Consider the following 26,483-nt stretch of genomic DNA (forward strand, 5'->3'; position numbering starts at 1 on the left):
TATATAATATATTAAGAATAATAAATGGAGTTATGATGAATAAAAAAGTAGATAAAAATATTAAAAATAAATCAAAAAGCAAAAAATCTATTTGATCAAAATTAATATTTTGAAAAACTGATAATGATTTAATTCAACATAATTATTTTGAAAATATTTTATATCCTTTTTTTATTACTAAAGAAAATGAAAAGAAAAATGTTTTAGACTTTATAAAAAAACAAGATATTCAATATTTTTTATTTTATACAAATTCTAAAAATTGATTAAACATTTTACAGCATGGTATTTGTCCAGTTAAAAACATTAATTTAGAATCTAATGAAGAATATATTGTTTGATCATATCAGCAAAAAGATTTTTTAATTGGATTAGAATTTGATGTTTCATCAAGAGCTCAATTTTGAAAGTGAATAAAAGAATCAATAGATGATCAAAAATTTAATTATGACAATTTTTTAACAATTGGAATAAATCCTTATAGTTTATACACACGCACTAGTAAAGATTGAGTTTGAGATAAAACTTTATCTATAGTATTTATTAATCAAAAAATTGAAATAGATAGTATTGAATGATTATTATTTAGAGATTATCAAACATATCAACAAGCTAAAAAATATGTTGAAGAAGTTATGTTAAATAATAGAATAAGAATATATTATAAAAATGAAAATGAAATAGATCAAATAGAAAGTAATAATGATAATGAAAAAGCAACTAGATAAAATAACTCCAAGAAATATTGACTTTTCACAATGATATACAGATATTGTTTTAAATACAAAATTAGCTAGTTATGGTTCTGTTAAAGGAACTATGATTTTTAGACCATATGGATATAGAATTTGAGAATTAATTCAAAAGTATTTAGATGAAGAATTTAAAAAAGTAAATGTAGATAATGTTTATTTTCCATTATTAATTCCTGAATCATTGTTTAATAAAGAAAAAGATCATATTGATGGATTTTCTCCAGAAATTGCAACTGTTACTAGAGTTGGACAAAAAAAATTAGAAGAAAATTTATTTATAAGACCAACTAGTGAAGTTTTAATGATGGATTATTTTAGTAATGAAATAAATTCTTATCGTGATTTACCTTTAATTTATAACCAATGATGTAATGTGATGAGATGAGAAAAAACTACTCGTCCTTTTTTAAGAACTATTGAGTTTTTATGACAAGAAGGTCACACTGTTCATAGTTCTTATAATGAAGCAGAAAATTTTTGTTTAAAGATATTAGATATTTATGAAAAGTTTGCAAAAGAAGTTTTGTTACTACCTGTAATTTGTGGTAAAAAAACTGAAAAAGAAAAATTTGCAGGAGCAAAAGATACTTATACCATTGAATCTTTAATGTTTGATGGTCAAGCTTTACAGTGTGGTACTTCTCATTTTTTTGCTGATAACTTTACAAAAGTTTATGATATTAAATTCCAAAACAAAGAAAATAAGTTAGAACATGCTTATTCAACAAGTTGAGGAGTTTCAACAAGATTAATTGGTGCTCTTATTATGACTCATAGTGATGATAATGGTTTAGTCTTACCAAGTAAAATAGCTCCAATTCAAATCCAAATTATTCAAATTAAAAATATCGAACAAATTGATCAAGTTGTTGAAAATATTAAAGAAAAATTATCTGATTATAGAATAGATGTAGATAATAGTGATAAAAGCTTTGGGTTTAAAATTAGTGAAGCAGAAATTAAAGGAATACCAATTAGAATTGAAATAGGACCTCGTGATTTAGAAAATAATCAAATTACAATTTCAAGAAGAGATCAACAAGAAAATAAAATTAAAATTGATTATAAAGATGTCAAAAAAGTAGTTGATCAAATGATCAAAGATTATGATTTATCACTTTATAATAATGCTTTAGAAAATAGAAAAAATAGAACTTTTAAAGCTAATACAATTGAAGAATATATTGAAATTTTAAAACAAAATCAAGGTTTTGTATTAGTTCCATTTTGTGGAAGAGTTGAATGTGAAGAAGATATTAAAACAAAAACTTTAACTAACTCAAGATGTATTCCTTTTGATAAAAAAGAAATTAAAGCAAAATGTTTTAATTGTAAAAAAGACACTTGTTTACAAGTAATATTTGCAAGAGCTTATTAGAAAGGAAAAGTTATGATTAAAAAGTATTATGCTGTAAAAAAAGGTTGAAATACTGGTATTTATACAACTTGAGATGAAGCTAAAAAACAAGTTGAAAATTATTCTAATGCTGTTTATAAATCTTTTTCAACTTCAAAACAAGCTAAAGATTTTTTAAATGATACTGATCAAAAACCATTAAAAAATTTTACTAATGATAAAAATAGTTGTATAGCATACACTGATGGTAGTTATGATACTTTAAATAATACTTTTTCTTATGGTGTTGTTGTTTTTTTAAAAAATAGAGAATTTCATTTGAGTCAACGATTTAATGATTCTAATTTAGCTAATTTAAGAAATGTAGCAGGAGAAATAATGGCTGTTAAACAAACAATCATGTTTTGTATAGCTAATAAAATTTCAAAAGTTATTATTTATCATGATTATCAAGGGGTTAGTAAATGAGCTTTAAATCAGTGAAAAGCTAATTTAGATTTTACAAAAGAATATAAAGATTTTTTTAATAAATATAAAGATCAAATTAGTGTTGAATTTAAATGAATAAAATCACATACTAATAATAAGTATAATGATTTAGCTGATAAATTAGCAAAGCAAGCAACTTTAGAATTTGTTTTTAAAGAGGTTTAAAATGAAACAAATTGATATTCAAACAATTGATGATCATCAAGTTAAAACTTATGTTTTTGATAAAGTTAAAAAACCTAAGGCAGTTTTACATATTATAAGTAGTAATTTAAATATCATAGATTTTTATAAGAACTTTTTTAAAGTACTTAATAATAATCAGATTATAGTTGTTTGTAATTCAATTCAAAACTCTTTAAATATTAGAAAACAAGCTAGAATATTAAATAATAATTGAAAAATTAATCTTGAAGATTTAAAAGAAATTAATCATTTTATAAGAAAGCAATATAAGTTACCTATTTTCATGTTTTCTCATTCAGTTTCTTGTGCTTTTAGTAAAGCTTATAGTATTAAATATTCTGAAACTATAAATGGGTTAATTTTATCTAATTATTTAGAGTTAAATAAAAAAACAATTATTAAACAAATATTTAAATTAATATTTATTAAATTGTTTTTTAAAAATAAAAATCAATGTAGTTTTCATCAATATAGTTTTATTAAAAAATTTTTAAATAAGTTTAATCAAAATAATAATTTTTTAGTAAATAAATTAAATAGATATTTAGATATTTTAGAAGATGATTTTGTTTCTAAAAAGTTTGATATTATTAGTCTGTTAGATGTTTATAAAACAATGTATTTTAGTTTAAAAAGAAAAAAAAATAATTTAATAAAAAAGCGTTTACCTATTTTAATTATTGTTAATGATAATAATTATCAAGAAGAACAAAAATATTTAAACTCATCATATAAGTTATTAAAACAACTTTTAAAAAAAGATTATCATATAAGTTTGAGTTATATTGATGATCTTAAAAATAAGATGTTTAGTAATTCTAATTTAAAACTAGAAAATCAAGTAATTACTTTTATTAATACACACTCAATACATATTTAAAGAAAGGTTTTATATGGATAAATCTAAAATCAGAAATTTTAGTATTATTGCTCATATTGATCATGGTAAATCTACACTAGCTGACCGTATTTTAGAACTAACAAATACAGTTGAAAAAAGAGAAATGCAAGATCAATTATTAGATTCAATGGATATTGAAAGAGAAAGAGGAATTACAATTAAATTAAACTCAGTTCAGCTAAAATATCATTCAAAAGATGACCAAGATTATATTTTTAATTTAATTGATACTCCAGGTCATGTGGATTTTACTTATGAAGTTTCAAGAAGTTTAGCAGCTTGTGAAGGTGCTATTTTAGTTGTTGATGCTTCTCAAGGAGTTGAGGCTCAAACTTTAGCTAATGTTTATTTAGCAATAGATAGTAATTTAGAAATAATTCCAGTAATTAATAAAATTGATTTACCTAGTGCTGATGTTGATAAAGTTAAACAAGAGATTGAAGAAATTATAGGATTAGATTGTAGTAATGCCCCTTTAATTTCAGCAAAAACTGGATTAAATGTTCAAGATGTTTTACAAGCAATAGTTGAAAAAATTCCATCACCAAGCGATGCTATTGACAATGCCCCTTTAAAAGCTTTAATTTTTGATTCTTATTATGATAAATATTTAGGTGTTGTTATGTCAATAAGATTAAAACAAGGGATGCTAAGAGTTGGTGATAAAATCAAACTAATGTCTACTAATGCTGAATATGAAGTTACTTCTTTAGGAATAAAAACTCCAAAAATTGTTAAAAAAGATTTTTTAGAAGCTGGTGAAGTTGGTTGAGTTGCTGCTTCAATTAAAACTATTAAAGATGTTAATGTTGGAGATACTATTACAAGTGTTTTAAATCCTGCTAGTGAACCACTTGACGGTTATAAAAAATTAAAGCCAATGGTATATTGTGGAATTTATCCAATTGATACTAATAAATATCAAGATTTTAAAGAAGCTTTAGAAAAAATTGAATTATCTGATTCTTCTTTAGTTTATGAACCAGAAACTAGTCAAGCTTTAGGATTTGGTTTTAGATGTGGTTTTTTAGGGTTATTACATATGGAAGTAATTCAAGAAAGACTAGAAAGAGAATATAATCTTGAGTTGATTGCAACTGCTCCTAGTGTAGTTTATAAAGTTCATTTAACAAATAAACAGGTAATAGAATTAGATAATCCTGCACTACTACCTGAAGCTCAAAAAATTTCAAAAATTGAAGAGCCATTTGTTGAAATTAAAATAGCAACACCAAGTGAATATATTGGAGATTTGATGAATTTATGCCAAAACAAACTTGGTATTTATAAAAATATGGAAGTGATTGACAATAATAGGCGAATTTTAATTTATCAAATGCCATTAGCAGAAATTATTTTTGATTTTTTTAATAAATTAAAATCTATATCTAAAGGATATGCTTCTTTTGAGTATGAGCTTATTGGTTATAAAGAATCAAAATTAGTGAGAATGGATATTAAATTAAATGGAGAAATGGTTGATGCATTTTCAATGATAGTTAATCAAAAGTTTGCTTATCAAAGAGGAAGTGCTTTAACTTTAAAACTAAAAGAATTAATTCCAAGACAAAATTTTGAAGTGCCAGTACAAGCAACAATTGGAAATAAAGTAATTTCAAGAGAAACTATAAAAGCTTATAGAAAAGATGTTACTTGAAAACTTCATGCTGCAGATAAATCTAGAAGAAAGAAATTATTAGAAAAGCAAAAAGAAGGCAAGAAAAAAATGAAAGAAATTGGAACTGTAGAAGTTCCGCAAGAGGCTTTTGTTGCAATTTTAAAAATAGATGATTAAATTATATTGCCTAATTATAGAAAGGAAGAAAATATGTTTAAGTACGATTATAGTTTTTTAAAAATACTAGTTGATGAGATTTATTCAATTTCTCAAGAATCAGGTAAATTAACAACTGAATTTTCAAAAAAAGCAATTGAAGAATGAACAAAAAACCCAGAAATTTCAGCTTTTAAAAAATGAATTGAAGAAATGTATTTGAAAGTTATACCAACATTTGTAATAGCTGATTTTAAGAGATATATTAAACGAGATTTTTATGAAATTTTTATAATTGAACTTCATGAATTGTTAAATGTTTTTGATAATTTTTCTACTTTTTATAAAAAAATTGATAGTAAATCTGGATTTTTAAAAGAAACAGGCATAGATTTAAATATTAAAGAGGCTTATATAGCATATACAAAAGCTGCTTTGCCAGATTTTTTAAAAGAACTTTATGATTTAAAAATTGTAGTTGATATTGCTGATTTTAAAGAAGTTCAAAAAACCCTTATTAATAAAATAACAAGAGCACTTAAGTTTAAAGATGAAGAAAAATATATAGATTACATTTATATGTTAGATGAAACTATAAGTGATTTTATGGAAGATATTAATGAAGATGGATTTTTAGTTTATCCAGAACAATTAGAAATAGCTAATAAATTTTTAAAATTTCTTATAATTTTTCAATCATTTTTATATTATTCAATATTGTTATTTGAAACTTTAGAATTTGAACAATTAGCAAGTATTGGCATATATGATTATAATAATAAGTTATATTATTCAGAAAGAATGGAACGACTTGATTGAGATCGAAATTTTGATGATTATATGACAGGAAAAAAGTAGGCTAAGCCTACTTTTTATTTTTATTCAATTGTTTTTATGTTTAGCTCATCTAATTGTTTGTCACTTACTAAATCAGGAGCATTACTCATCATATCAACTCCTAGTGAGTTTTTTGGAAAAGCAATTACATCTCTAATAGAATTTGAATCAGTTAGAATCATACTAATTCTATCTAATCCTCAAGCAATTCCTGCATGATAAGGAGCACCATATTTATAAGCGTTCATAAATCAACCAAAATTAGCTTCTACTTGCTTTTGACTTAGTTCAACAGCATCAAACATTCTTTGTTGAATTTCAGAATTAGTAATACGCTGACTTCCACCACCTATTTCAAATCCATTCATAACCAAATCATAAGCACAAGCTAATGCATCTTTTTTATTAGTATCAAAATCAGCTAATGATTCTTCTTTTGGACTTGTAAATGGGTGATGAGCTGCTACATATCTATTTTCTTGTTCGCTAAATTCAAATAAAGGAAAATCAACAACTCATAATAATTTAAAATCATCTTTAGTTTCTAAATTAAACATTTTAGCTAAATTAATTCTAATAGCTCCCATTAATTGAGAAATTTCTTCATATTTTCCAATATTTAAAATAATAGTAGCTTTATTTTTGATATCAAATTCTTTTATTAATTGTTCTTTTTGTATTTCAGTTAGTTGACTAGCTAAACTTCCTGATCAAGCATTATTTTCTACTTTAATAAAAGCTATTGAATTAAAGTGAAATTGTTTTGCTTGTTGATTAAGTTCTTCAAGTTGTTTTTTGGTTAATAATTGATCAATACAAACAGCTCTTATATATTTATTTTGTGAATCTAAAAACATTTTAATATCACTATTTTTAAAAATATCATTTAAGGTATGAATTTTTAAATCATATCTTAGATCTGGTTTATCACTACCATATAAATCAATAGCATCTTTATAACTTAATCTTAATAAAGGTTCTTTAATTTCAAAGTTTTTAACTTCTTTTAAGATTTTTTTAATTAAAGATTCACTAATTTGCATTACATCTTCACTAGTTGCAAAACTCATTTCTAAATCTAATTGAGTAAATTCAGGTTGACGATCAATTCTTAAATCTTCATCTCTAAAACATCTAACAATTTGATAATATCTATCAATTCCAGAAATCATTAATAATTGTTTAAATAATTGCGGCGATTGAGGTAAAGCATAAAATTTATTTTTATTTAATCTTGATGGTACTAAAAAATCACGTGCACCTTCTGGAGTTGATTTTGCAAAATAAGGAGTTTCTACTTCTAAAAAATTTAAATCAGTTAAATAGTTTCTAATAATATGATTAATCTTTGCTCTAGTAATTAAATTATTTTGCATAATTTGTCTTCTTAGATCTAAATATCTATAAGTTAATCTAGTATCTTCATTAACATTAACATCATTTTCTAAAACAAAAGGAGTTAGTTCAGATTTATTAATTACTAAAAGATCTTTAACAATAACTTCAATATCTCCAGTACTTAATTCTTTATTAACTGATTTTCTTTTAACAACAATTCCACTAATTTCAATTACATATTCATTTTTAAGATTATTAATTAAATTAATATTTTCTTGTTCAATAACTAATTGAGTAACTCCATATCTATCTTTTAAATCAATAAAAACCATAGCTCCTAGTTTTCTAATTTTTTTTACTCAACCTTGTAGAATAACTTTTTGATCAACATTTTGCAATGTTAATTCGCCACAAGTATGTGTTCTTTTCATATATCTCCTTATTTTAGATCATTAACAAAATTAGTTAATGTTGTTTTAATTTCAGTTTTATTAATTTCATTTTTAATTATAAATTGATTAGATGTTGCTTCTTTTTCACCAAGAATAATTAGATATTTTGGATTCAGTTTATCTGATTTTTTTAATGCAGATTTTAAAGAAAGATTATAGTAGTTACTATCAGATATTAAACCAATAGATCTAGATAATTCTAAAATTTGTTGATTTAATTTTATAGCTGATTGATCTAAACATATTGTATAAAGATCAATGTTTTGATCATTTCTATTTAGCTCGTTATTTTGTTCTTTTATAATATTTATAAATCTTTCTAATCCCATCCCAAAACCACAAGCTGGTAAGTTAATATTTCCAATTTCATAGACTAAATTATTATATCTACCACCAGCTATAATAGTTTGTTCAATATTTTTAGATTCATATTTTATTTCAAAAATAAATCCAGTGTAATAATCTAAACCTCTAACTAATTTATCATCATGAATAGTTAAAATATTCATTTCTTTAAATAAATCAAGTGTTTGTTGATATCTTTTTTGTTCTTCATCAGTTAAAAAGTCTTTCATACTAGGAACATTTTTAAATTGTTTGTCATCAATTTTGCAATCTAGTACTCTTAAAGGATTTTTTTCAATCCTAATATTACAATCAGAACATAATTTAAAATCAGTTAAATATTTTTTTAATTCTAAAATGTATTGTTCTCTATTTTTTCCAGTTATTAAATAGTTTGTATAAATTTTAATATTTTTATTTAATTTAAAATCATTAATGATATTGTTAGCTATATTTAAAACTTCATAATCTTGTTGAATTGAATCGCTTCCATAAACTTCAATTCCTAATTGATGAAATTGACGATATCTTCCATTTTGTGGTCTTTCGTATCTAAACATTGGACTAATATAATAAGTTTTAAAAGGTAAATAGTCTTCAGCATATAGTTTATTTTCAACAACAGCTCTAACAACACTAGCTGTTCCTTCTGGTTTTAAAACTAAACTACGATTTTTTTTATCAACAAATTCATACATTTCTTTTGAAACAATATCACTAGTTGAACCAATACTTCTAATAAATAGTTCTTTTGATTCAAAAATTGGAGTTCTTATTTCACTATAATTAAACTTATTTAAAATTTCTCTTAATTTGTTTTCAACTTTAATTCATAATTTTGTTTCATCTAAAAAAAAGTCTTGAGTTCCACGAGGTTTTTGTAACATAAACTATGTCCTTTTCTATATTAATTAAATTATAAACTAAACAGCTTTTTTATTTTTTAATATTATTCAAATAGCACTAATTTATTATTATAGATAAATTCTTATATAAAATAAAACTAGGTTGTATTTTTTATAAAATTTATAATTTTTGTAAGTGGTATAATTTAAATAACAAAAGGAGAATTTTATGGCAAATATAAAAACTCAAAAAAGAAAAGAATCATTGCTTTTAAGAGAATTAAACTTAATTTTGCAACGTGAAATGAAAAGCGAAATTTTAAAATCAATTTCAGTTGTTGAAACTAGATTATCTACTGACAATAGTCATGTTAAAATTTTTTATCAATTTATTCCAATTTTTGAAGATTTAACAATACAAACTATTGAAGAAGAATTAGAAAATAATTTAAAAGAAATTAGAATGATATTAGCAAGCAAACTAGATTGAAGAACTGTTCCTGAATTAACTTTTGTTTATGATAATAGTTTAGATAGAGTTAATCAAATTGATAAAATTTTAAAAGAAGAAAAAAGCAAATAATATTAAATTTCCAAGTTTTATACTTGGATTTTTAAATAGAAACTAAGTTATGCAACAATCAGGTATTTTTATTTTAAATAAACCAAAAAATATATCAACTTATCAATTAATTAATCAAGCTAAAAAAAAGCTAAACATTAAAAAAGTTGGTCATTGTGGCACTTTAGATTTACTAGCAACTGGGGTTGTTATTTGTTTAGTAAATAATGCTACTAAAATTAGTGATTATTTATTAAATGCTAATAAAGCTTATCAAGTAAAAATCAAATTATTTACACTAACTGATAGTTATGATAGTGAAGGAAATATAATTCAAACTCAAACTCCTTTTGATATTAGTTTAGATCAAATAAATAAAGTAATTAGTAAATATAATAATTATTCTTATGAACAATATCCACCAATTTATTCATCTATAAAAGTTAATGGTAAAAAACTTTATCAATATGCCTTAACTAATCAAAATGTTGAAATAAAAAGTAGAAAAGTGACTATTTTTAAAACTACATTATTAAATTATGATCAAAAAAACTACGAAATTTTTTTAGATGTTAAATGTAGTAAAGGAACTTATATTAGAAGTTTAGCCGTTGATATTTGTAAAGATTTAAACACAATTGGATATGTAGTTGAACTTAATAGAACTTTATCTGGTAATTTTAATATAACTAATGCAATTAATATAAAAGATTTAAGTTGAAATCACTTAATTTCAATAAATGATTCTGTTAAAATTAATGATTTTAAAGTTGTTAACTATTGTAATAGTTTAGATGTTAAACAAGGTAAAAAAATAGTTTTAAATGATATTAAAGATCAATTAGTCTTTATTAGTGATGATCAAAATAATATTCTAGCTGTTTATCAAAAATATGAAAATAATATCTTTAAAATTAAAAGAGGTGGATTAAATAATGATATATATTAATAAACCTTTTAATAAATTAGAAAAACTAAATATTAAAAAATCAATTATAACAATAGGAAATTTTGATGGTTTTCATATTTATCATCAAAAAATTATTAATAAAGTAATTCAAATTGCAAAACAAGAAAATTTAACTAGTATAGTAATGTCTTTTGATAAAAAAATTAAAGATAATATAACTTATACTAATTTAGCAACAAAAAAGCAAAAATTAGATTTTATTAATAATAATTTATCTGATTTAGATTATTTTTTTGATATTAAAGTTGATGATAGTTTAATCAAAACTACTAAAGATCAGTTTATTGATGTTTTAATTAATAAATTAAATGTTATAAAAATAGTTGAAGGACAGGACTTTAAATTTGGTTATTTATCACAAGGAAATATTGATGATTTAATTAAAGCTTTTAGTAAAAAAAATGTTATTATTTTTAAAAGAGATAATGATATTTCTTCAACAAAAATAAAAAAACTACTAGATGAAAATCTAGTAGATAAAGCTCAAGAATTATTAGGAATAGATTTAAAGTTAAAATAGTACTTATATAAGTACTATTTTTTATTTTTTAGTTTTTTAATGATTAAAAATGTTAATAATAAACTAACTATTACTACTAATAATGATGATGAAATTATGATAATTAATTTAGTTTTATTATTTTTAAGGTTTTGATTTTGTTCAGATATATCTTTAACAATAGAAAAATTTATTATTATTTTATCATTTGGGTTATTTTCTAAATAAATTTCAGCTTTATTAGGTTGTTTTAAACTAATTCTTATTTCTTGATCAAAATTAATATCAGGATTATTTTTAAAAAGTTCTTTTAATAAAGTTATTGGATCATTTTTTGAAATTTTTATATTTTTATTTTTAATTAGTTTAGATAAACTTATTTTTGGTTTTATTTCATTTTTATTTGGTTTATCTGGTTTTAATGGAATAGTGTCAATTGGTTTAATTGTTGAATCATCATCATTTTTAAATGATATCTTATCAGCTTTATTTATTAGTTCTAAAAGTTTATTATCATCATATAAATCTTTAGCATTAGTTTCAACACTACCATTTAACATAACATCAGGTTTTACACCAAACTCTAAACTTCTAAACTTGTTATTTGTAAAAACATTGTTTGTGCTTAGTTGAATAATATCTCCAGTTGGTAAAATAAAATAACCAATTGAACTAGCTCCACCAAAAGTCTTATATCCTATTATTTTAGCTACTTTATTATCTTTTGTTATTTGAGGAAAAATATTTCCAGCTGAAAATGAATAAGGAGAAGTTAAAATGTAATAATTAAAATTATATTTATTATATTTTGATTTAATAGTTTCAACTTTTTGTTCTTTTGAAAGTGGATTATAATTATAAACATTAAATGGTTTATCAGTTAAAAATCCCATAATTTCATAAGCAGCTCCAATAAATCCTCCACCATTTTGAGTTACATTAAAAATAATGTTTTTAATGCCTCTATTTTGAGCTTCTTTTAAACTTTTTTCAATTTGTTTAGCTGTATCTATTTCAAATTTTTTAAAAGAAATTACAGAAGTTTTATTATCAGAAAGAAACCTATTTTGATATTCAATTTTACTTGGATCGTGTTGAGCTAATAAATGAAGTGTATCATTTCACTTTTTGTATCTTTTGACTTTGCTTTTACTTTCTATTTTAGTTTTATTATATTCTTCACCTTTATTAAAATAACCATCCATAGTAAAAGCTGAATGAGGATCATCAAGATCTTCAATCAATTGTTTTGTTGCTAAGTAATGTTTATCATTTGAATCTGAAGTAATTTGGCTTTTATAATTTTGAAAATAATTTTTATAAAATCTATTATCTTTTAATTTGATTCCATAATAATGATCAAATAAAAATGCAAAATATTTATATTGAAATTCTTTTAAAGTTTTAGGAATAGTTGTTTTTTGACTAGATTTTAGCCCTTTAAGATTAACAATATTTATAAAATTACTTAATGTCTCAGCAAATCTAAAAATGCTTACTTCATCATCATTAAAATAAACTTGAATATTTGATTCATTTAAAAAGATTTGGTTTAGTAAAACTATAGGTAAATAAATATCTTTTTGATCTTTTAGCATTTCAATATCATAATCTTTTAAATGATATTTAAATTGTGTATTTGGATTTTCATTTTTTAAATTCTGAAATTCTAAATTTAATTTTTCTTCTCCGCGCTCTTTATTTTTTAATATTTCAGTAAATATATTATTATTAGAAACTATAATATCTTGAGTTTTATAATCAAATTCTATTTTTAAATTAGGAATTTTAGAAGTTAAAGTTACTATTGTTTTATTATTTTTAAATTCGTGTTTAATATCATTAAATTTAATAATTGGTTCTATACTATCTAAAAATTCTTTTATAGAAACATAACCAACATCTTTGTGTAAATGTAGACTAATGTTCTTTTTTTTCATAGTTTTAACATCTTTAGTTAATGAATTAAGTTTATATTCTTTTAAACTAAGTGTGTTTGTTGTATTTTCTATGATATTTACACTATTAGTTAAAACTGGAGCTATTGTATTTGATAATAAAAATAAACTTGTTAAAAGTAATTTCATAATAATTCCTTTTATTTTACTTTTTGATCATTATTTATAATGTTTTGAATATATTCTAAATCAAATAAATTATTAAAATTATAATTTTTATCTTTTTTAAACTCTATATCAGGATCAACACCTAGTTCATAAGAATTTCAATTATTATCAGTTAAAGTATACAAAGAACTTTTTCTTATTATTGTACCGGTTGGTAAAATAGCTAGTCTAACCTCACTAGCTCCCCCCCCGCTTTTATAACCAATATTTTTTGCTAATTTATTCGTTTTAATAATTGATGCAAATGTGTTACCTGCTGAATAATTAATAGGTGAATTTAATATGTAATAATTAAAATCAAATTTACCTATATTTGATGTAATATTTATGATTTCTTTATTATTTGTGTTTGGATATAATTTATGATATTTAAAACTTTGATTTGTTAAAAAACCAATAATTATAAAAGTTGCAAGTAGACTCCCTCCTTTATTTAAAGTTAAATCAAAAACAACATTTTTAACTTCTTTTTTGTTTTTAATTTGTTCAAGTTGATTTTTAACACCTTTTATAGTATCTCTTGTAATCAGATCTATTTTAATAATAGCTGTTTTATTATCTTTAGTATATCTAATATCTTTTTCATTTAATTTACTAGATAGTCTAAATAATTCTTTTTCATATTTTCTAAATTTAGCAATTCTATCATTTCTATTATTTTCATTTACAAATAAATCACTATCATTAATTTTTAAATCATAAAGTGGAGATTGTAATAATACTTTTGTATGAATATCATTTAAATCTCTTATTAATAAATTAGTTGTTTTAAAATGTTCTAAATTATCTTTTAATAAACTAGTTTTATATTTTGTTAAATAATCTTTATAAGATTTATTATTTTCTAGTTTTAAAGGATAAAAATTATCTAATAAAAATCATAAATAGTTATATTGAAACTCTTTTAACTTATTTGATAATTTAATGTCTTGTTTATTAGAACTTAGTTTTTTCTTAGTTTCATTATTGTTATGTTGATAAAGGTCAAAAACTTCAAATATAAAAAGATTTTTATTATTAAAATAAATTTGTTTTTCTGATTCACTTAAAAATATTTGATTTAAAACAATTAATGGTAAATATAAGTTGTTATTAGTATGAAACATATAAATATTGTATTTATTTAAATCTATGATTAAAGGTTTAGATTCTAGTGTTTTAAAATAATGATACTTTAAGTTAGTTTCATTTTGATAAGAATTTATTAAGTTATAAAAATTAACACTAGATATGATTATTTTTTTGTTTAAAAAATCAAATTTAATAAACTCACTTATTATAAAATCATTTGTTTTATTTTTATCTTTTGATTGATATTTATTAATTAATTTAATAGTAATTAAGTTATTATTAATTTCTTTTTTAAGCTCTTTATTTAATAAATATGAATTATTGTTATAAATTACTTCTTCAGTTTTTTGATTAATTTCTAAAATATCTTTAAATAAATCTAAAAATTGATCTAAATCAATATAATCTATATCTTGATATTTTGTTAGATTAATTGTATTTTTTGTAAGAATTGTTAAATTTGTTAAATCACTTACTTTATAAGGCGTATTTGATACTTTAAAACTATTAGTTTGTTTTGTTATTCTTTTTTTATTAGATTCATCTAATAGATTTTTAAAATCATTATTTTTGCTATTAGTTGATGAGTTATTAGCTTTATCTTTTTTTATTGAGTTAATATTATTTAAATTAGATTGTTTATCATTATTTTTATTATTAAAAGTTTTATTGTTTAGTTTATTATTTGAATTATTTTGATTGATAGTATTTAGCATACCTGGTTTACAACTTACTAATAATAATGATAAAATTGGTGTTAAGAAAATAATAGTTTTTTTCATTTTGTAATCCTAGACTCTCTAATTGTTATTTTATAAAAATTATTTAATGATTTTACAATTTTTATATTTTTTTAAAAAACGTTTAATAACTAAGACAAAATAGTTAGTTTATGATAATATTTAAAAGTTAGTAGTTTACCAAAGACATTATTCTTTCTCAAATATGCCTTTGATAGACATTTAAATACAATTCAAGGAGAAAAATATGATTTCTAAAGAACAAAAACAAGCATTAATTAAAGAGTTTGGTGGTTCAGAAAAAAATACAGGTTTAGCAGAAGTGCAAATTGCTATTTTAACAGCTGAAATTTCTAATATGACTGAACATTTAAAAATGCATAAAAAAGATATTCCTACAAGAAGAAGTTTATTAAAAAAAGTTGCTCAAAGAAGACACTTTTTAGATTATCTAGTTAAAAAAGATGTTAATAGATATAAAGAAATTATTGAAAAATTAGGAATTAGAAAATAATTATATTAAAATATTGACATTGATACTTTTATGTAATAATATATAAAAGTGTCAAGTATGCAGGTGTAGTTTAATGGTAGAACTTCAGCCTTCCAAGCTGATTGTGAGGGTTCGATTCCCTTCACCTGCTCCATTGAAAATGACAACAACACTCAGGTGTTGTTTTTTGTATTCAATTTTATGTCTAGTTTTTGATATACTTAAAGTAATAAATTAAAAATTATGAAAGAACAAAATAAAGAACAACTATTAGATAATATTAAATTTAATAATAGTAGAACCCCTTTTTTAATTAATCTCTTATTTCAATTATTTACGACAATTAGCTTATTTTTAGTAATATTATTTTTTATTGGTCCTGATTTAAAAAATTATTCTTGAAATTATTTTAATAAATTAGATAAATTAGCTTATTTATATTTGTTTTTAATTTGTTTAACTTATTTATTAATAATATTTGTAGTTAATTTTTTATTTGTTTTATTTAAATTTATAAAACCAGATAGTTTTAGTTATTCTTTTGGTTTAGTTTTTGTTGGTATTTTAATAATTTTTACTGGAGATTTATTTTATAATTGAAATATTAGTTTAGTAATTAAAACAATGCTACGATTTATTTTAATAATTATTAGTATGGTATTAGGTGTTTTGCTAGGAACTTTTATAAGTGTTATTTATAAAAATAAAGAATATCAAAAAGAAGAACAAAACCAAGCAATTTTAAAAGCTTATTTAAATAATCAAATTATTCCTACAAAAAAACAATTAAAAAAAATAAAACAAATAGAATATAAAATTGCTAAACAAAAAGAATATATAGAACTTTTAAAGTTTAAAGAAGAATTATATAAAAAAAAAGACAGATGATAATTAATCTGTCTTTTTAATTACTTAACTTGTTCAAGTTTATAAGCTTCAAATATATCGCCTTCTTTAATATCATTAAAGTTTTTAATAGTCAATCCACCTTCAAAGCCTGCTTTAACTTCTTTGGCATCTTGTTTTTGATGTTGTAATGAATTAATTTCTCCATCATAAACAACAAAGCCATTTCTAATTACTCTGATTTTGGCATTTCTTGTAATAGTACCATCAACTACATAAAATCCACCAATAGTTCCAATTGCTGAATGTCTAAATAAAGCTCTTACTTGTGCTTGTCCTAAAACAACTTCTTTAATTTCAGGATCTAAAATTCCTTTAGCAGCATCTTCTAGTTCTTCAATTAATTTATAAATAATGTTATGTAATCTAATTTCAATTCGATCTTCTTCTGCTTTTTTTCTAACTATTGCATCAGGTCTTACATTAAATCCATAAACAATTACTAAACCATCTCTAACTGTTGAAGCTAAAGAAATATCTGAAAGTGAAATAGCTCCAACACTAGCTCTAATAATATTAATTTTTACACCAGAAATATTAATTTTTGATAAAGAACTTTTTAAAGCTTCAACACTTCCTTGAGTGTCAGCTTTAATAATTAAAGTAATATTTTTTAGTTCTCCTTCATCAATATGTTGTTTAATTGCATCTAAAGTAAATGCTTGTTTAGTTCTTCTTTCTTCTTCTTGTTGTTTTTTTAATTGAGCTTCAGAAATTTCACGAGCCATTTTTTCATCATTAATGACAACAAATTTGTCTCCTGCTTTTGGAACTTGATTTAACCCATAAACAACAACTGGTTTACTTGGTTCAGCTTTTAAAACTTTATGTTTAAATTCATCTTCAATATGTTTGATTGATCCAAATGTAGTTCCAACTACCATAATATCTTTAATTTCTAATGTTCCTTGTTGAACCAAAACTGAAGCAACTGGACCTTTTGCTTTATCTAAGTGAGCTTCTAAAACAACTCCAGAAGCAAATCTATCTGGGTTTGCTTTTAAGTTTTCTAATTCAGAAATTAGAATAATAGTATCTTCTAATTTGTCTAAATTAATTTTTTTAATAGCTGATCCTTCAATAAATGGAATATCTCCACCAAATTCTTCAGCAACTAAACCATACTTCATTAATTCAGTTTTTACTCTATTTGGATCAGATCCAGGTTTATCGATTTTATTAATAAAAACAATAATTGGAACATTTGCTAATTTAGCATGATCAATAGCTTCTTCAGTTTGTGGCATTACTCCATCATCAGCAGCAACTATTAAAACTACAATATCAGTTACATTAGCCCCTCTACTTCTCATTTCAGTAAATGCCTCATGACCAGGAGTATCAATAAATGTAATCTTTTTATTATTTTTAGTAATAATTTGATAAGCACCAATCGCTTGAGTAATTCCTCCAGCCTCACTAGCTACAACATTAGAATTTTTAATTGAATCTAATAAAGTGGTTTTTCCATGATCAACATGCCCCATAATTGTGACAATTGGTGGTCTTTCTTTTAAATGTTTTTCATCATCAACAGTATCTAATAAAGTTTCTAAAATATTTTCTTTAGTTACTGATGTTTCTTTTTTAAAATCAAAACCAAATTCTAAACACAATTCACCCATTTGCTCTTCAGTTAGAAGTGTGTTTTGATTTAATAATAGACCTTGATTAAAGTAGTGTTTTAAAATTACAGTTACTGGTTTATTAATTTTAGTAGCAAATTCTAGTATTGATAGTGGTTCTGTATAAACAAAAATCCCATCAATTAAGCCTATATTAACTTCTTCTTTTAATTGTTTTTTAATATTTTTTGTTTGATTTTGAGCTTTTTGTTTTTTTATATTTTTGACTGGTTTTTTCATATCATATACTCCATTCTATCTATAAGTTGGATTTAATCAACTTTATAAAGTTTTCATCTTTTAATCCTATAGCTACTAAAATATCTTTTCCACATGCTTTAGATAATTCTTGTTTTGTTAAAACATTAAAAACACATTCGATATTTCTTGAAAGACATTTATCAATATATTTCTTTTTTTGTGCTAATCCCATATCTGAACTTAAAATCACAAACTTAATTTTATTTAATTTTATTTGTTCTAATAATTTAAATCCAGTTATTAGGTTATTAGAAGTGTATGCCATTCCAATAGCTTTTAGTAATTTATCTTTTTGCATTAATAAATTCTTCTAGTTGATCATAAATAGATACATCTATTTTTGATTTTAAACTTTTTGCAATCAAATTTTTTTCTCTTGCTATTTTTAAGCTATTTAAATCTGGTTTTAGATACACACCTCTACCGTTAGCTTTATAAGTAGTATCAATAAAAATCTCATCATTTTTATTTTTAACAATTCTAATTAATTGATGTTTTTCTAACATTTGATTTGAAGCGATATCTTTTCTTAGATTTTTATTTTTATTAATCATAGTATTTGTCATAATCATCTAATGAATCAATATCAATATCTTCTTCGTCTTCTTGTTTTAAAATCGCATCATTAAATGCTTTTAGATTTGCATCAATTTCATCAATATCTGGTTCATTTTCTAAATTGAAATCAATATTTAATTCTTCTTTGTGTTTTTGCTTTTTAGAACTAGGTTTTGATATTTCAACTTTAGTTAGATTTGGTTTAGTGTCTGTTTTAACTTCATCATTTTTTAATTCATCTTTTATAAGAATATTATTATTAGTTGTAATATTAACAACTGTATCATCTGTTTCAACTTCAACTTTAACTACTTCATCATCTTTATCTTTAATAACATTAATGATTGTTTTAGCTTTATTACTATTTATTTGATCTTTATCATTGACTAAGTCTTGGCTGTCTTCTTCATAAATCTTTGCATCTTGTTCTTGTTCAACCTCAGCTTGAAAAGCCATTAATGCATCAACATCAATAATATTTTCTTCTCTTCTCTTTACAGGTTTTTTAACAACAGTATTAACTATTTTTTCTTCTTTTTTAGATATTTTAGTTTTAGGAATGTATGAATTAGTTTTAACTTCTTGTTTTGTAGTATCACCATTTCATAAAATATCCATATTTTCTTTTAAAGCAATTGAATAAGAAAAAATATTAATTTTAGTTTTTAATAAGCTAGCAATTAGTTTAGCAGTAATCCCTTGTTTTCCAATAGCTAGTGATAGTTGAGAATCAGGAACAACAATATCATATTCATCACCAATTTTATTAATTGAAATTACTTTAACAGGAGTCATTGCATTAATTAAATAAGTTATTTGATCATCACTTCATCTAATAACATCAATTTTTTCACCCTTTAAAATATCACTAATTCTATTAATTCTATTACCACCAACTCCAATAATAGCTCCAATTGGTTCAACATTTTGATTATGAGTAACTACGGCAACTTTTGAACGTTTTCCAGGTTCACGACTTACAGCTTTTATTTCAACAATTCCCATTCTTACTTCTGGAACTTCTCTTTCAATTAATTTTGTTAAAAAAGCAGGAGCAGTTCTTGAAATAGCGATTTGTGATAATTTACTTTCTTTTTCAACAACTTCAATATAAACATCAATAATTTCATTTATTTGAAAAATTTCATTATTAATAGTTTTATTTTTTCACAAATAAGCAGTTGTTCCATTAATATCTAGAACATAATTATTTTCTCTATTCATTCCCACTACTTTAGCTTGAACAACTTCACCTTCTAAACTTATAAATTGTTCATAAATTCTTGCTCTTTCAGCTTCTCTAATTTTTTGTTGAAAAATTTGTCTTACTTGGTTAACTACCATTCTTGAAAATTCTTCGCTAAATTCAATTGGTTTATAAATGATATCTCCAATTTGAGCATTTGGGTTTTGTAATTTTGCTTTTTGTAGTGTGATTTCTAGTCAATCATCATCAAGTTCTTCAACTACTTTTAGTTCTTGATGCATAGTAATTGATCCTGTTTTTTCATTAATATCAATTTTAATAATTGCATCAGTATCATAAAATCTCTCATAAGCTTTTTGTAATCCTTCTTTAAGACCATTTATAATACTTTCTTTACTAATTCCCTTTTCTTTTTCTATTAACTTAATTGATTCTAATAGTTCTGTTCCGTTTAGCATATATCTCCTTAAAATCTAACTGCATATCTTATAAATTTAATGTTTTTTCACATAACATCTAAAGTCTTTTTTTGACCTTTTATAAAAAATAAAAAACTAAATGTATCAGTATCATTATTGTATTTAGTTAAATAACCTTCAAATTCTTTAACTTTTTTTATTTCATTATTTAGTTGTACATAAACTCACTGATCTAAAGCTTTTATTAGTTCTTCTTGACTTCTAATTTGTTTTTCTATTCCACTGCTTGAAATTTCTAATAAGTATTTTTGATTTGTTTTAATTATTTGATCAATTTTGTTTGAAACTAGATCATTTGCTTTTATTAAAATATCAAAATCTAATGGTTTATTAGCTTGTAAAGCATCTTCTACTAGTATTTGAATCATGTCGTTTTCAAATTCTTTAAGATTATTAATCTCATAAACTTTTAAATTTAAAACTTCTAATTCTTTATTAACTAATTCATTAATTTGAAACTTTATTGATTCAAAATCCTTCATAACACTCCTTAGTTTAGAAAAAATAAAGCAAGGTATTAAAAACCTTGCTTTTAGCTTTATATATTATTTTTAATACATATAAATTATATATGCTTATATTAGTGTTTTCAAATTATTTGATAAAAGTAATATATTCATTTTCATCAATTCTAATTTTTGGTTTAGGTTTAATTGATTTATTCATATAACCAAAACTCATTGTTAAAACTATTTGTTCATCTTCAACTATATATTGTTTGTCAATAAAAAAACTTTCTAACACTTTAGCATTAAAACCACCAATTATACAACTATCAACATTTAAACTAGCAGCGGCTACTGTAGCTATTCCAGCAGCAATATGAGCTGTTGTTTTACTTCAATGATCTAATTCATTTAATTGAGCTAATCTATTTGTAGCATTAATTACATTATTTTTAAACTTATTAGCAATTTCAATTTGATTTTCATTAAACATTTTATTAACAGTTTTATTAATAGTATGATTTAAAATTTTATTAGCTTTATCAGAAACAAACAAAATTACTTTATCAGCATTAATAAAATTTAATTGATTATAAAATAACGGACTAAGTTCAGATTTAAAACTACAATCTCTATCAATAATTAACAATCTTAAGTTCATTAAATTAAAAGCACTAGGAGACATTCTCATAGCAGTTAAAATTATTTTTAAATCTCCATCACTAATTTTTTGATTAGGATCAAAATCACGTGCGCTTTTTCTATCTATCATCAATTCTTTTATATATTCTTTTTGCATATTATCTTTCTATTAGAAATCAAAAGTTAATTGTTCATCAACTGATAATGAGTCTAAAATATTAAATTCTTCAAAAATTTTAATTTGAGTTTGTGTAGTTTGTGTTCTGTTTTTTAAATCATTAACTGAAGTGATTGGTTTTGTATTTCTAGCATTAATTATAGAAAGTGCCACTGCTTCTCCTAGTGAATCAATCACATTAAATGGTGGAATAATAATTTTAGTATTATCATTTAAAACATCTACTTTAAATTTAGTAGCTTCAGATTTTTCAAAATCAATATTACTAAATTTAATATTTCTAGCAAACATTTCTAATAAAACTTCATACACAACTTCTAAATCTTCTTCTTTTTTAGAAAGCTTTTCTCCATTTTTTACTTTTTGCTGTTGAGATTTTAGTTTTAATAAGACTGATTCATAGCCACCAAGAGCTGTTTTTAAATCAAAAACATCAGCTTTTGTAGATAAATAAGTTGCATAATATTCAGTTGGATAATAAATTTTATATCAAGCAATTCTATAAGCCATTAATACATAAGCAGTAGCATGTGCTTTTGGAAACATATATTTAATTTTTAAACAAGAATCAATATATCAGTCAGGAATATTATGTTTTTTCATAATATCAATTCATTCTTTTTTTAATCCTTTACCTTTTCTAACTGATTCCATAATCATAAAAGCCAAGGAACTTTCTAATCCTATGTTTATTAAATAAACCATAATATCATCTCTACATCCAATAACTGTAGAAATATTAGCTTTATTATCTTTAATTAAATCTCTAGCATTACCTAACCAAACATCAGTACCATGTGAAAGACCAGAGATTTGTACTAGATCTGCAAAAGTTTTTGGTTTTGTTTCTCTTAACATATTTCTAACAAAACCAGTCCCAAATTCAGGTATTCCAATAGCTCCAGTGATTTCATCATTAATTTTATCTGAAGTTAAATTTAAAGCCTGTAAAGATGAAAATAATGAATAAACATTTTTATCATCTGTTGGAATAGTAATTGGATCAATATTTGTCAAATCTCTTAGCATTCTTAAAGCAGTTGGATCATCATGACCTAGAATATCCATTTTTAATAAATTATCATGAATTGAATGAAAATCAAAATGAGTTGTTTTTCAAGTTGAACTTAAATCATCAGCTGGATAATTAACTGGAGTAAAATCTTCAATTTCATACTCATTTGGTAGAATAATAATTCCACCTGGATGTTGACCAGTTGTCCTTTTTACTCCTTGAGCTAGTTTTGCTAATCTATTAATTTCGGTTTTTCTTGGTAAATTTGTATCTTTTTTAGTTTCTTCAAAATAAGTTTTTACATAACCAAAAGCTGTTTTTTCAGCAACTGTTGAAATTGTTCCTGCTCTAAAAACATTATTTTCACCAAACATTTTTTTAGTGAAATTATGAGCTTGGTTTTGATATTCTCCAGAAAAATTTAAATCAATATCTGGAACTTTATCACCATCAAAACCTAAAAAAGTTTCAAATGGAATATCATGACCATCCCCAATTAGTTTTTGATTACAATTAGGACAATTTTTTGTAGGTAAATCATATCCACATTTATAAGTTGGATCAGTATCAAAATCTGAATATTTGCAATTTAAACATCTATAATGAGCTTTTAAAGGATTAACTTCTGTAATTTGAGCCATAGTTGCTACAAATGATGAACCAACTGAACCACGTGATCCTACTAAATATCCATCATCATATGATTGTTTAACTAATAAATGAGAAATTCAATAAACAATAGCAAATCCATGTTTTGTAATTGAACCTAATTCTTTTTCTAATCTTTTTTCAACAATATCTGGTAAATTTTCTCCATACATTTGTTTTGCTGTTTGATAACATTTATCTTTTAATTTTTCATTAACATTAGCAATTTTTGGAGTAAATAATCCATCTTTAATAGGAATGACATTAATGTCAATCATTTCATTAATTTTATTAGAGTTAATAACAACTATTTCATAAATTAAGTTTTCATCTTCTAATCAACTAAATTCTTCTAACATTTCATTAGTTGTTCTTAAATATTGATCAGGATAATCTTTAACTTTGTTATTAAAATCAAATAATGGATGTCTAATTCCACCAAGTCCTTTAGCATTAATATAAACTTCTCTAATTTGTTTTAGTTCAGGATTTGTATAATGACAATCACTGCTTGCTATAATTAGTTTATTTTCTTGTTTTGCTATATTAATAATATTTGTAATTACTTGTTTTAATTGATCTAAATCTAATGAATCATTTTGTAATAAATTTTTATAAACACTAATTGGTTGAATTTCAATATAATCATAAAAACTAATTGCTTGTTTTAAATTTTCAAGTGTACTAGTTCTAGCTAGTTCAAAAATTTCACTATTAACACAACTTGAACCAAATAATAAATTATTATTTTTTTTAACTTCAATTAAATCACTTTTAAAAATTTTTGGAGATGAATAAAAATTAGTAGTATGTGATTTTGTTACTAATTTATATAACTCTTTTAATCCTGCTTGGTTTTTAACTAAAATGTTTGTATGAAAACCTTTATTTTTGTGATAATTTAGATTATCGATATTATTTAAAGGATTTATTTTATCTCAATCACTATCGATTGTGATTTTAGTTTTTTTTCTAGTTTCATCTAGCATTCTTTCATAAATATCAGCTAATATATCAGCATCATAATCTCCACGGTGAGCAACACTTGGATCATATGAAATATTTACTCTTTTTGCTAGTGAACCTAATCTATGTGACTTTAATTCAGGATAAATAATTCTTGAGATTGTTAAAGTATCAATAATAGTGTTTTCTAATTTTCCATAACCTAATTTTTGAGATCAATGTGATAAAAAAGTATAGTCAAAATTGGCATTATGAGCAACTAAAATAGCATCTTTTATTATTTGATTAATTTGTTTAAAAGCAACTTCAATTCCCGGTTTATTTTCTAACATTTCTTCATTTATATTAGTTAGTTTTTTAGTAAAGTCTTTTAATTTTGCTTTTGGTTTAATTAAAATATCTATTTTTTTTCTTTCACCAGTTTTAAAGTTATATTCAATAGCTCCAAATTCAATAATTTCATCTAATTCAGGACTTAGTCCAGTAGTTTCTAAGTCAAAAAAGACCATTTTAGCATCTTTTAAATTTTGGTTTTTAGGATTTTTAACATACCATAAATCATTATTTAGCATATTGATTTCTAAACCATAAATAGCTTTAATTTTATTCTGATCATCACGCTTTTTATTAACTGAATTTAAAGCTTTATAAATATCTGGAAAAGCTTGTACGTTAGTATGATCTGTAAAAGCAATTGCTTTGTGATTTCAATTACTAATTAGTTCTAAATAATCAATTGGATCACTAACTCCATCCATTACACTCATTTTAGTATGAGCATGCAGTTCAACACGTTTAGTTTTAGCATCATCAGTTCTACTTATAATTTGTTTATTAATTTTTTTAAAATCATCAATATAAAAAATTTGTTCTTGATCATATAAAGATAAACTAGTTTTTCCTTTAACACTAATTCAATCATTTATTTTTATTTTACTTTCTTTAATTTCTTCAACATTTTTAGAATTTAATTGTTCATCAGTTAAATCATCAAACTCACATAATGCATCACTTTTTGCAAAATACATACATCTAATTGATGATTGATAGTCAGTTATATCTATATAAAAAATCTTTCTACCTGTTTTTGATAATTTAAACTCTTTATTAATCACAACACCTTGAATTACAATGTTTTGTGCATCATCTTCAACATCTAGTAATGACTGATAACTAGGTTTATCTAAATTAGTTCTTTTATTTTTATAACTATTAGTAGGTAAACTTGGTTTTTTTTCAACTTGTTTAATTACTATTTGTTGTTCAATATTTGTACTATATTTTTGTTCTTGCTGATCTAAAGCATCTAAACTAATTTCTTTAACATTTATTAAATAGCTAAGATTTTTAAACCCAAATTGGTTTAATTTAGCTAAACAATAATCTAATTCTTGACTAATATCATTTTTAGTTGTTTGACTACTTACTGTAAAAATTAATTGATTATTTATTAAGTCAAAATTATAAATATCTAATAATTTTCAAGAAACTCGATTATTAAATAAAGATTTATACATTTTAATAAATTCTAAATATTGAATAATTAGTTGCTTATTAATATCTTGATTTTCTACATTAAGTATTAATTTAAAATTAAAATACTTATTATTTTTTAACTTATTATTAATTTGTTTTAAAACTTCTATTGGTAAAAAGTCTTTAATTTGAATATGCAAATAACCTTTGTTTTTAATTTTAGAAATTCTAGGAGTTTCTACTAAAATAGCATCTTTAAAATAAATATAATCAGTTTCACTTAATTCAATATCTAATTTTTTAAAGATATTTAGTATTTTTGTTTGCATAAAACCT

At 22.6% G+C, this 26,483-nt stretch carries 22 protein-coding genes and 1 tRNA gene; 12 read left to right on the plus strand and 11 right to left on the minus strand.

What is annotated here, in order from left to right:
- Nucleotides 1-35: 35 nt before the first annotated feature.
- The 6 genes from MSB_RS01610 to MSB_RS01635 are packed head-to-tail and all read left to right on the plus strand — an operon-like array spanning nt 36 to nt 6,320.
- The gene (locus MSB_RS01610; RefSeq protein ID WP_013447637.1) at nt 36-728 is read left to right on the plus strand and encodes a hypothetical protein; all 693 of its coding nucleotides are present in this window, start codon (nt 36-38) and stop codon (nt 726-728) included.
- Nucleotides 709-2,133, plus strand: coding sequence for a proline--tRNA ligase (gene proS, locus MSB_RS01615; protein WP_013447638.1), 1,425 nt, complete (start codon nt 709-711; stop codon nt 2,131-2,133). Before MSB_RS01610 ends, proS begins: the two co-directional genes overlap by 20 nt.
- Before the next feature lie 12 nt (nt 2,134-2,145).
- Nucleotides 2,146-2,766 carry a ribonuclease H1 domain-containing protein gene (locus MSB_RS01620; RefSeq protein WP_013447639.1) on the plus strand — a complete coding sequence of 207 codons (621 nt, stop codon included), beginning with the start codon at nt 2,146-2,148 and terminating at the stop codon, nt 2,764-2,766.
- A 1-nt stretch (nt 2,767) separates the two neighbouring features.
- Nucleotides 2,768-3,667 (plus strand): alpha/beta hydrolase, encoded by a 900-nt coding sequence (locus tag MSB_RS01625; RefSeq protein ID WP_013447640.1) that lies wholly within the window; start codon nt 2,768-2,770, stop codon nt 3,665-3,667.
- 13 nt (nt 3,668-3,680) lie between these two features.
- Nucleotides 3,681-5,483: a translation elongation factor 4 gene (lepA, locus tag MSB_RS01630; RefSeq protein WP_013447641.1), complete on the plus strand. Its 1,803-nt coding sequence runs from the start codon at nt 3,681-3,683 to the stop codon at nt 5,481-5,483.
- Nucleotides 5,484-5,516: 33 nt separating this feature from the next.
- Nucleotides 5,517-6,320, plus strand: coding sequence for a hypothetical protein (locus MSB_RS01635; RefSeq protein ID WP_013447642.1), 804 nt, complete (start codon nt 5,517-5,519; stop codon nt 6,318-6,320).
- 20 nt (nt 6,321-6,340) lie between these two features.
- Here the strand turns inward: MSB_RS01635 and aspS are convergent, their stop codons facing one another.
- Both aspS and hisS read right to left on the minus strand, forming a co-directional pair.
- A complete protein-coding gene (gene aspS / locus MSB_RS01640) occupies nt 6,341-8,068 on the minus strand; it encodes an aspartate--tRNA ligase (RefSeq protein ID WP_013447643.1) in 1,728 nt (575 codons plus the stop codon).
- Between the two features lie 8 nt (nt 8,069-8,076).
- Nucleotides 8,077-9,321 (minus strand): histidine--tRNA ligase, encoded by a 1,245-nt coding sequence (gene hisS, locus MSB_RS01645; protein WP_013447644.1) that lies wholly within the window; start codon nt 9,319-9,321, stop codon nt 8,077-8,079.
- A 187-nt stretch (nt 9,322-9,508) separates the two neighbouring features.
- Between hisS and rbfA the strand changes: the two genes are divergently transcribed.
- From rbfA to MSB_RS01660, 3 genes are read left to right on the plus strand one after another with little or no spacing between them, the layout of a single operon-like run.
- Nucleotides 9,509-9,862: a 30S ribosome-binding factor RbfA gene (rbfA, locus tag MSB_RS01650; protein ID WP_013447645.1), complete on the plus strand. Its 354-nt coding sequence runs from the start codon at nt 9,509-9,511 to the stop codon at nt 9,860-9,862.
- A gap of 49 nt (nt 9,863-9,911) precedes the next feature.
- Complete coding sequence (gene truB / locus MSB_RS01655) at nt 9,912-10,790, plus strand: tRNA pseudouridine(55) synthase TruB (RefSeq protein ID WP_013447646.1); 879 nt, start codon at nt 9,912-9,914, stop codon at nt 10,788-10,790.
- Complete coding sequence (locus MSB_RS01660; protein WP_013447647.1) at nt 10,777-11,331, plus strand: nucleotidyl transferase family protein; 555 nt, start codon at nt 10,777-10,779, stop codon at nt 11,329-11,331. The genes truB and MSB_RS01660 overlap by 14 nt, the downstream gene beginning before the upstream one ends.
- A gap of 14 nt (nt 11,332-11,345) precedes the next feature.
- Here MSB_RS01660 and MSB_RS01665 read toward each other — a convergent pair whose 3' ends face one another.
- Nucleotides 11,346-13,397: a S41 family peptidase gene (locus tag MSB_RS01665; protein WP_013447648.1), complete on the minus strand. Its 2,052-nt coding sequence runs from the start codon at nt 13,395-13,397 to the stop codon at nt 11,346-11,348.
- 11 nt (nt 13,398-13,408) lie between these two features.
- Nucleotides 13,409-15,289 (minus strand): S41 family peptidase, encoded by a 1,881-nt coding sequence (locus MSB_RS01670; protein WP_013447649.1) that lies wholly within the window; start codon nt 15,287-15,289, stop codon nt 13,409-13,411.
- Between the two features lie 205 nt (nt 15,290-15,494).
- Between MSB_RS01670 and rpsO the strand changes: the two genes are divergently transcribed.
- From rpsO to MSB_RS01685, 3 genes are all read left to right on the plus strand, one after another.
- The gene (gene rpsO, locus MSB_RS01675) at nt 15,495-15,761 is read left to right on the plus strand and encodes a 30S ribosomal protein S15 (protein WP_013447650.1); all 267 of its coding nucleotides are present in this window, start codon (nt 15,495-15,497) and stop codon (nt 15,759-15,761) included.
- A gap of 59 nt (nt 15,762-15,820) precedes the next feature.
- Nucleotides 15,821-15,894: transfer RNA gene (locus MSB_RS01680), tRNA-Gly, on the plus strand.
- An 89-nt stretch (nt 15,895-15,983) separates the two neighbouring features.
- Nucleotides 15,984-16,631, plus strand: a complete 648-nt coding sequence (locus MSB_RS01685; RefSeq protein ID WP_013447651.1) for a DxFTY motif-containing membrane protein — start codon at nt 15,984-15,986, stop codon at nt 16,629-16,631.
- Nucleotides 16,632-16,648: 17 nt separating this feature from the next.
- On the opposite strand, the gene infB is transcribed toward MSB_RS01685, so the two are convergent.
- From infB to MSB_RS01720, 7 genes are all read right to left on the minus strand, one after another.
- Nucleotides 16,649-18,511, minus strand: coding sequence for a translation initiation factor IF-2 (gene infB, locus MSB_RS01690; RefSeq protein ID WP_013447652.1), 1,863 nt, complete (start codon nt 18,509-18,511; stop codon nt 16,649-16,651).
- 19 nt (nt 18,512-18,530) lie between these two features.
- Nucleotides 18,531-18,830 (minus strand): L7Ae/L30e/S12e/Gadd45 family ribosomal protein, encoded by a 300-nt coding sequence (locus MSB_RS01695; protein ID WP_011387219.1) that lies wholly within the window; start codon nt 18,828-18,830, stop codon nt 18,531-18,533.
- Nucleotides 18,817-19,104 carry an RNase P modulator RnpM gene (rnpM, locus tag MSB_RS01700; protein WP_011387220.1) on the minus strand — a complete coding sequence of 96 codons (288 nt, stop codon included), beginning with the start codon at nt 19,102-19,104 and terminating at the stop codon, nt 18,817-18,819. Before rnpM ends, MSB_RS01695 begins: the two co-directional genes overlap by 14 nt.
- Nucleotides 19,079-20,755, minus strand: a complete 1,677-nt coding sequence (nusA, locus tag MSB_RS01705) for a transcription termination factor NusA (RefSeq protein ID WP_013447654.1) — start codon at nt 20,753-20,755, stop codon at nt 19,079-19,081. Before nusA ends, rnpM begins: the two co-directional genes overlap by 26 nt.
- 8 nt (nt 20,756-20,763) lie before the next feature.
- On the minus strand, nt 20,764-21,258 hold the full coding sequence (gene rimP, locus MSB_RS01710; protein WP_013447655.1) for a ribosome maturation factor RimP: 495 nt from the start codon (nt 21,256-21,258) through the stop codon (nt 20,764-20,766).
- A gap of 112 nt (nt 21,259-21,370) precedes the next feature.
- On the minus strand, nt 21,371-22,021 hold the full coding sequence (locus MSB_RS01715; RefSeq protein WP_013447656.1) for a nitroreductase family protein: 651 nt from the start codon (nt 22,019-22,021) through the stop codon (nt 21,371-21,373).
- 12 nt (nt 22,022-22,033) lie between these two features.
- On the minus strand, nt 22,034-26,476 hold the full coding sequence (locus MSB_RS01720) for a PolC-type DNA polymerase III (RefSeq protein ID WP_013447657.1): 4,443 nt from the start codon (nt 26,474-26,476) through the stop codon (nt 22,034-22,036).
- Nucleotides 26,477-26,483 lie beyond the last annotated feature (7 nt).

The organism is Mycoplasma leachii PG50 (assembly GCF_000183365.1).
Taxonomy (GTDB): Bacteria; Bacillota_I; Bacilli_A; order Mycoplasmatales; family Mycoplasmataceae; genus Mycoplasma; species Mycoplasma leachii.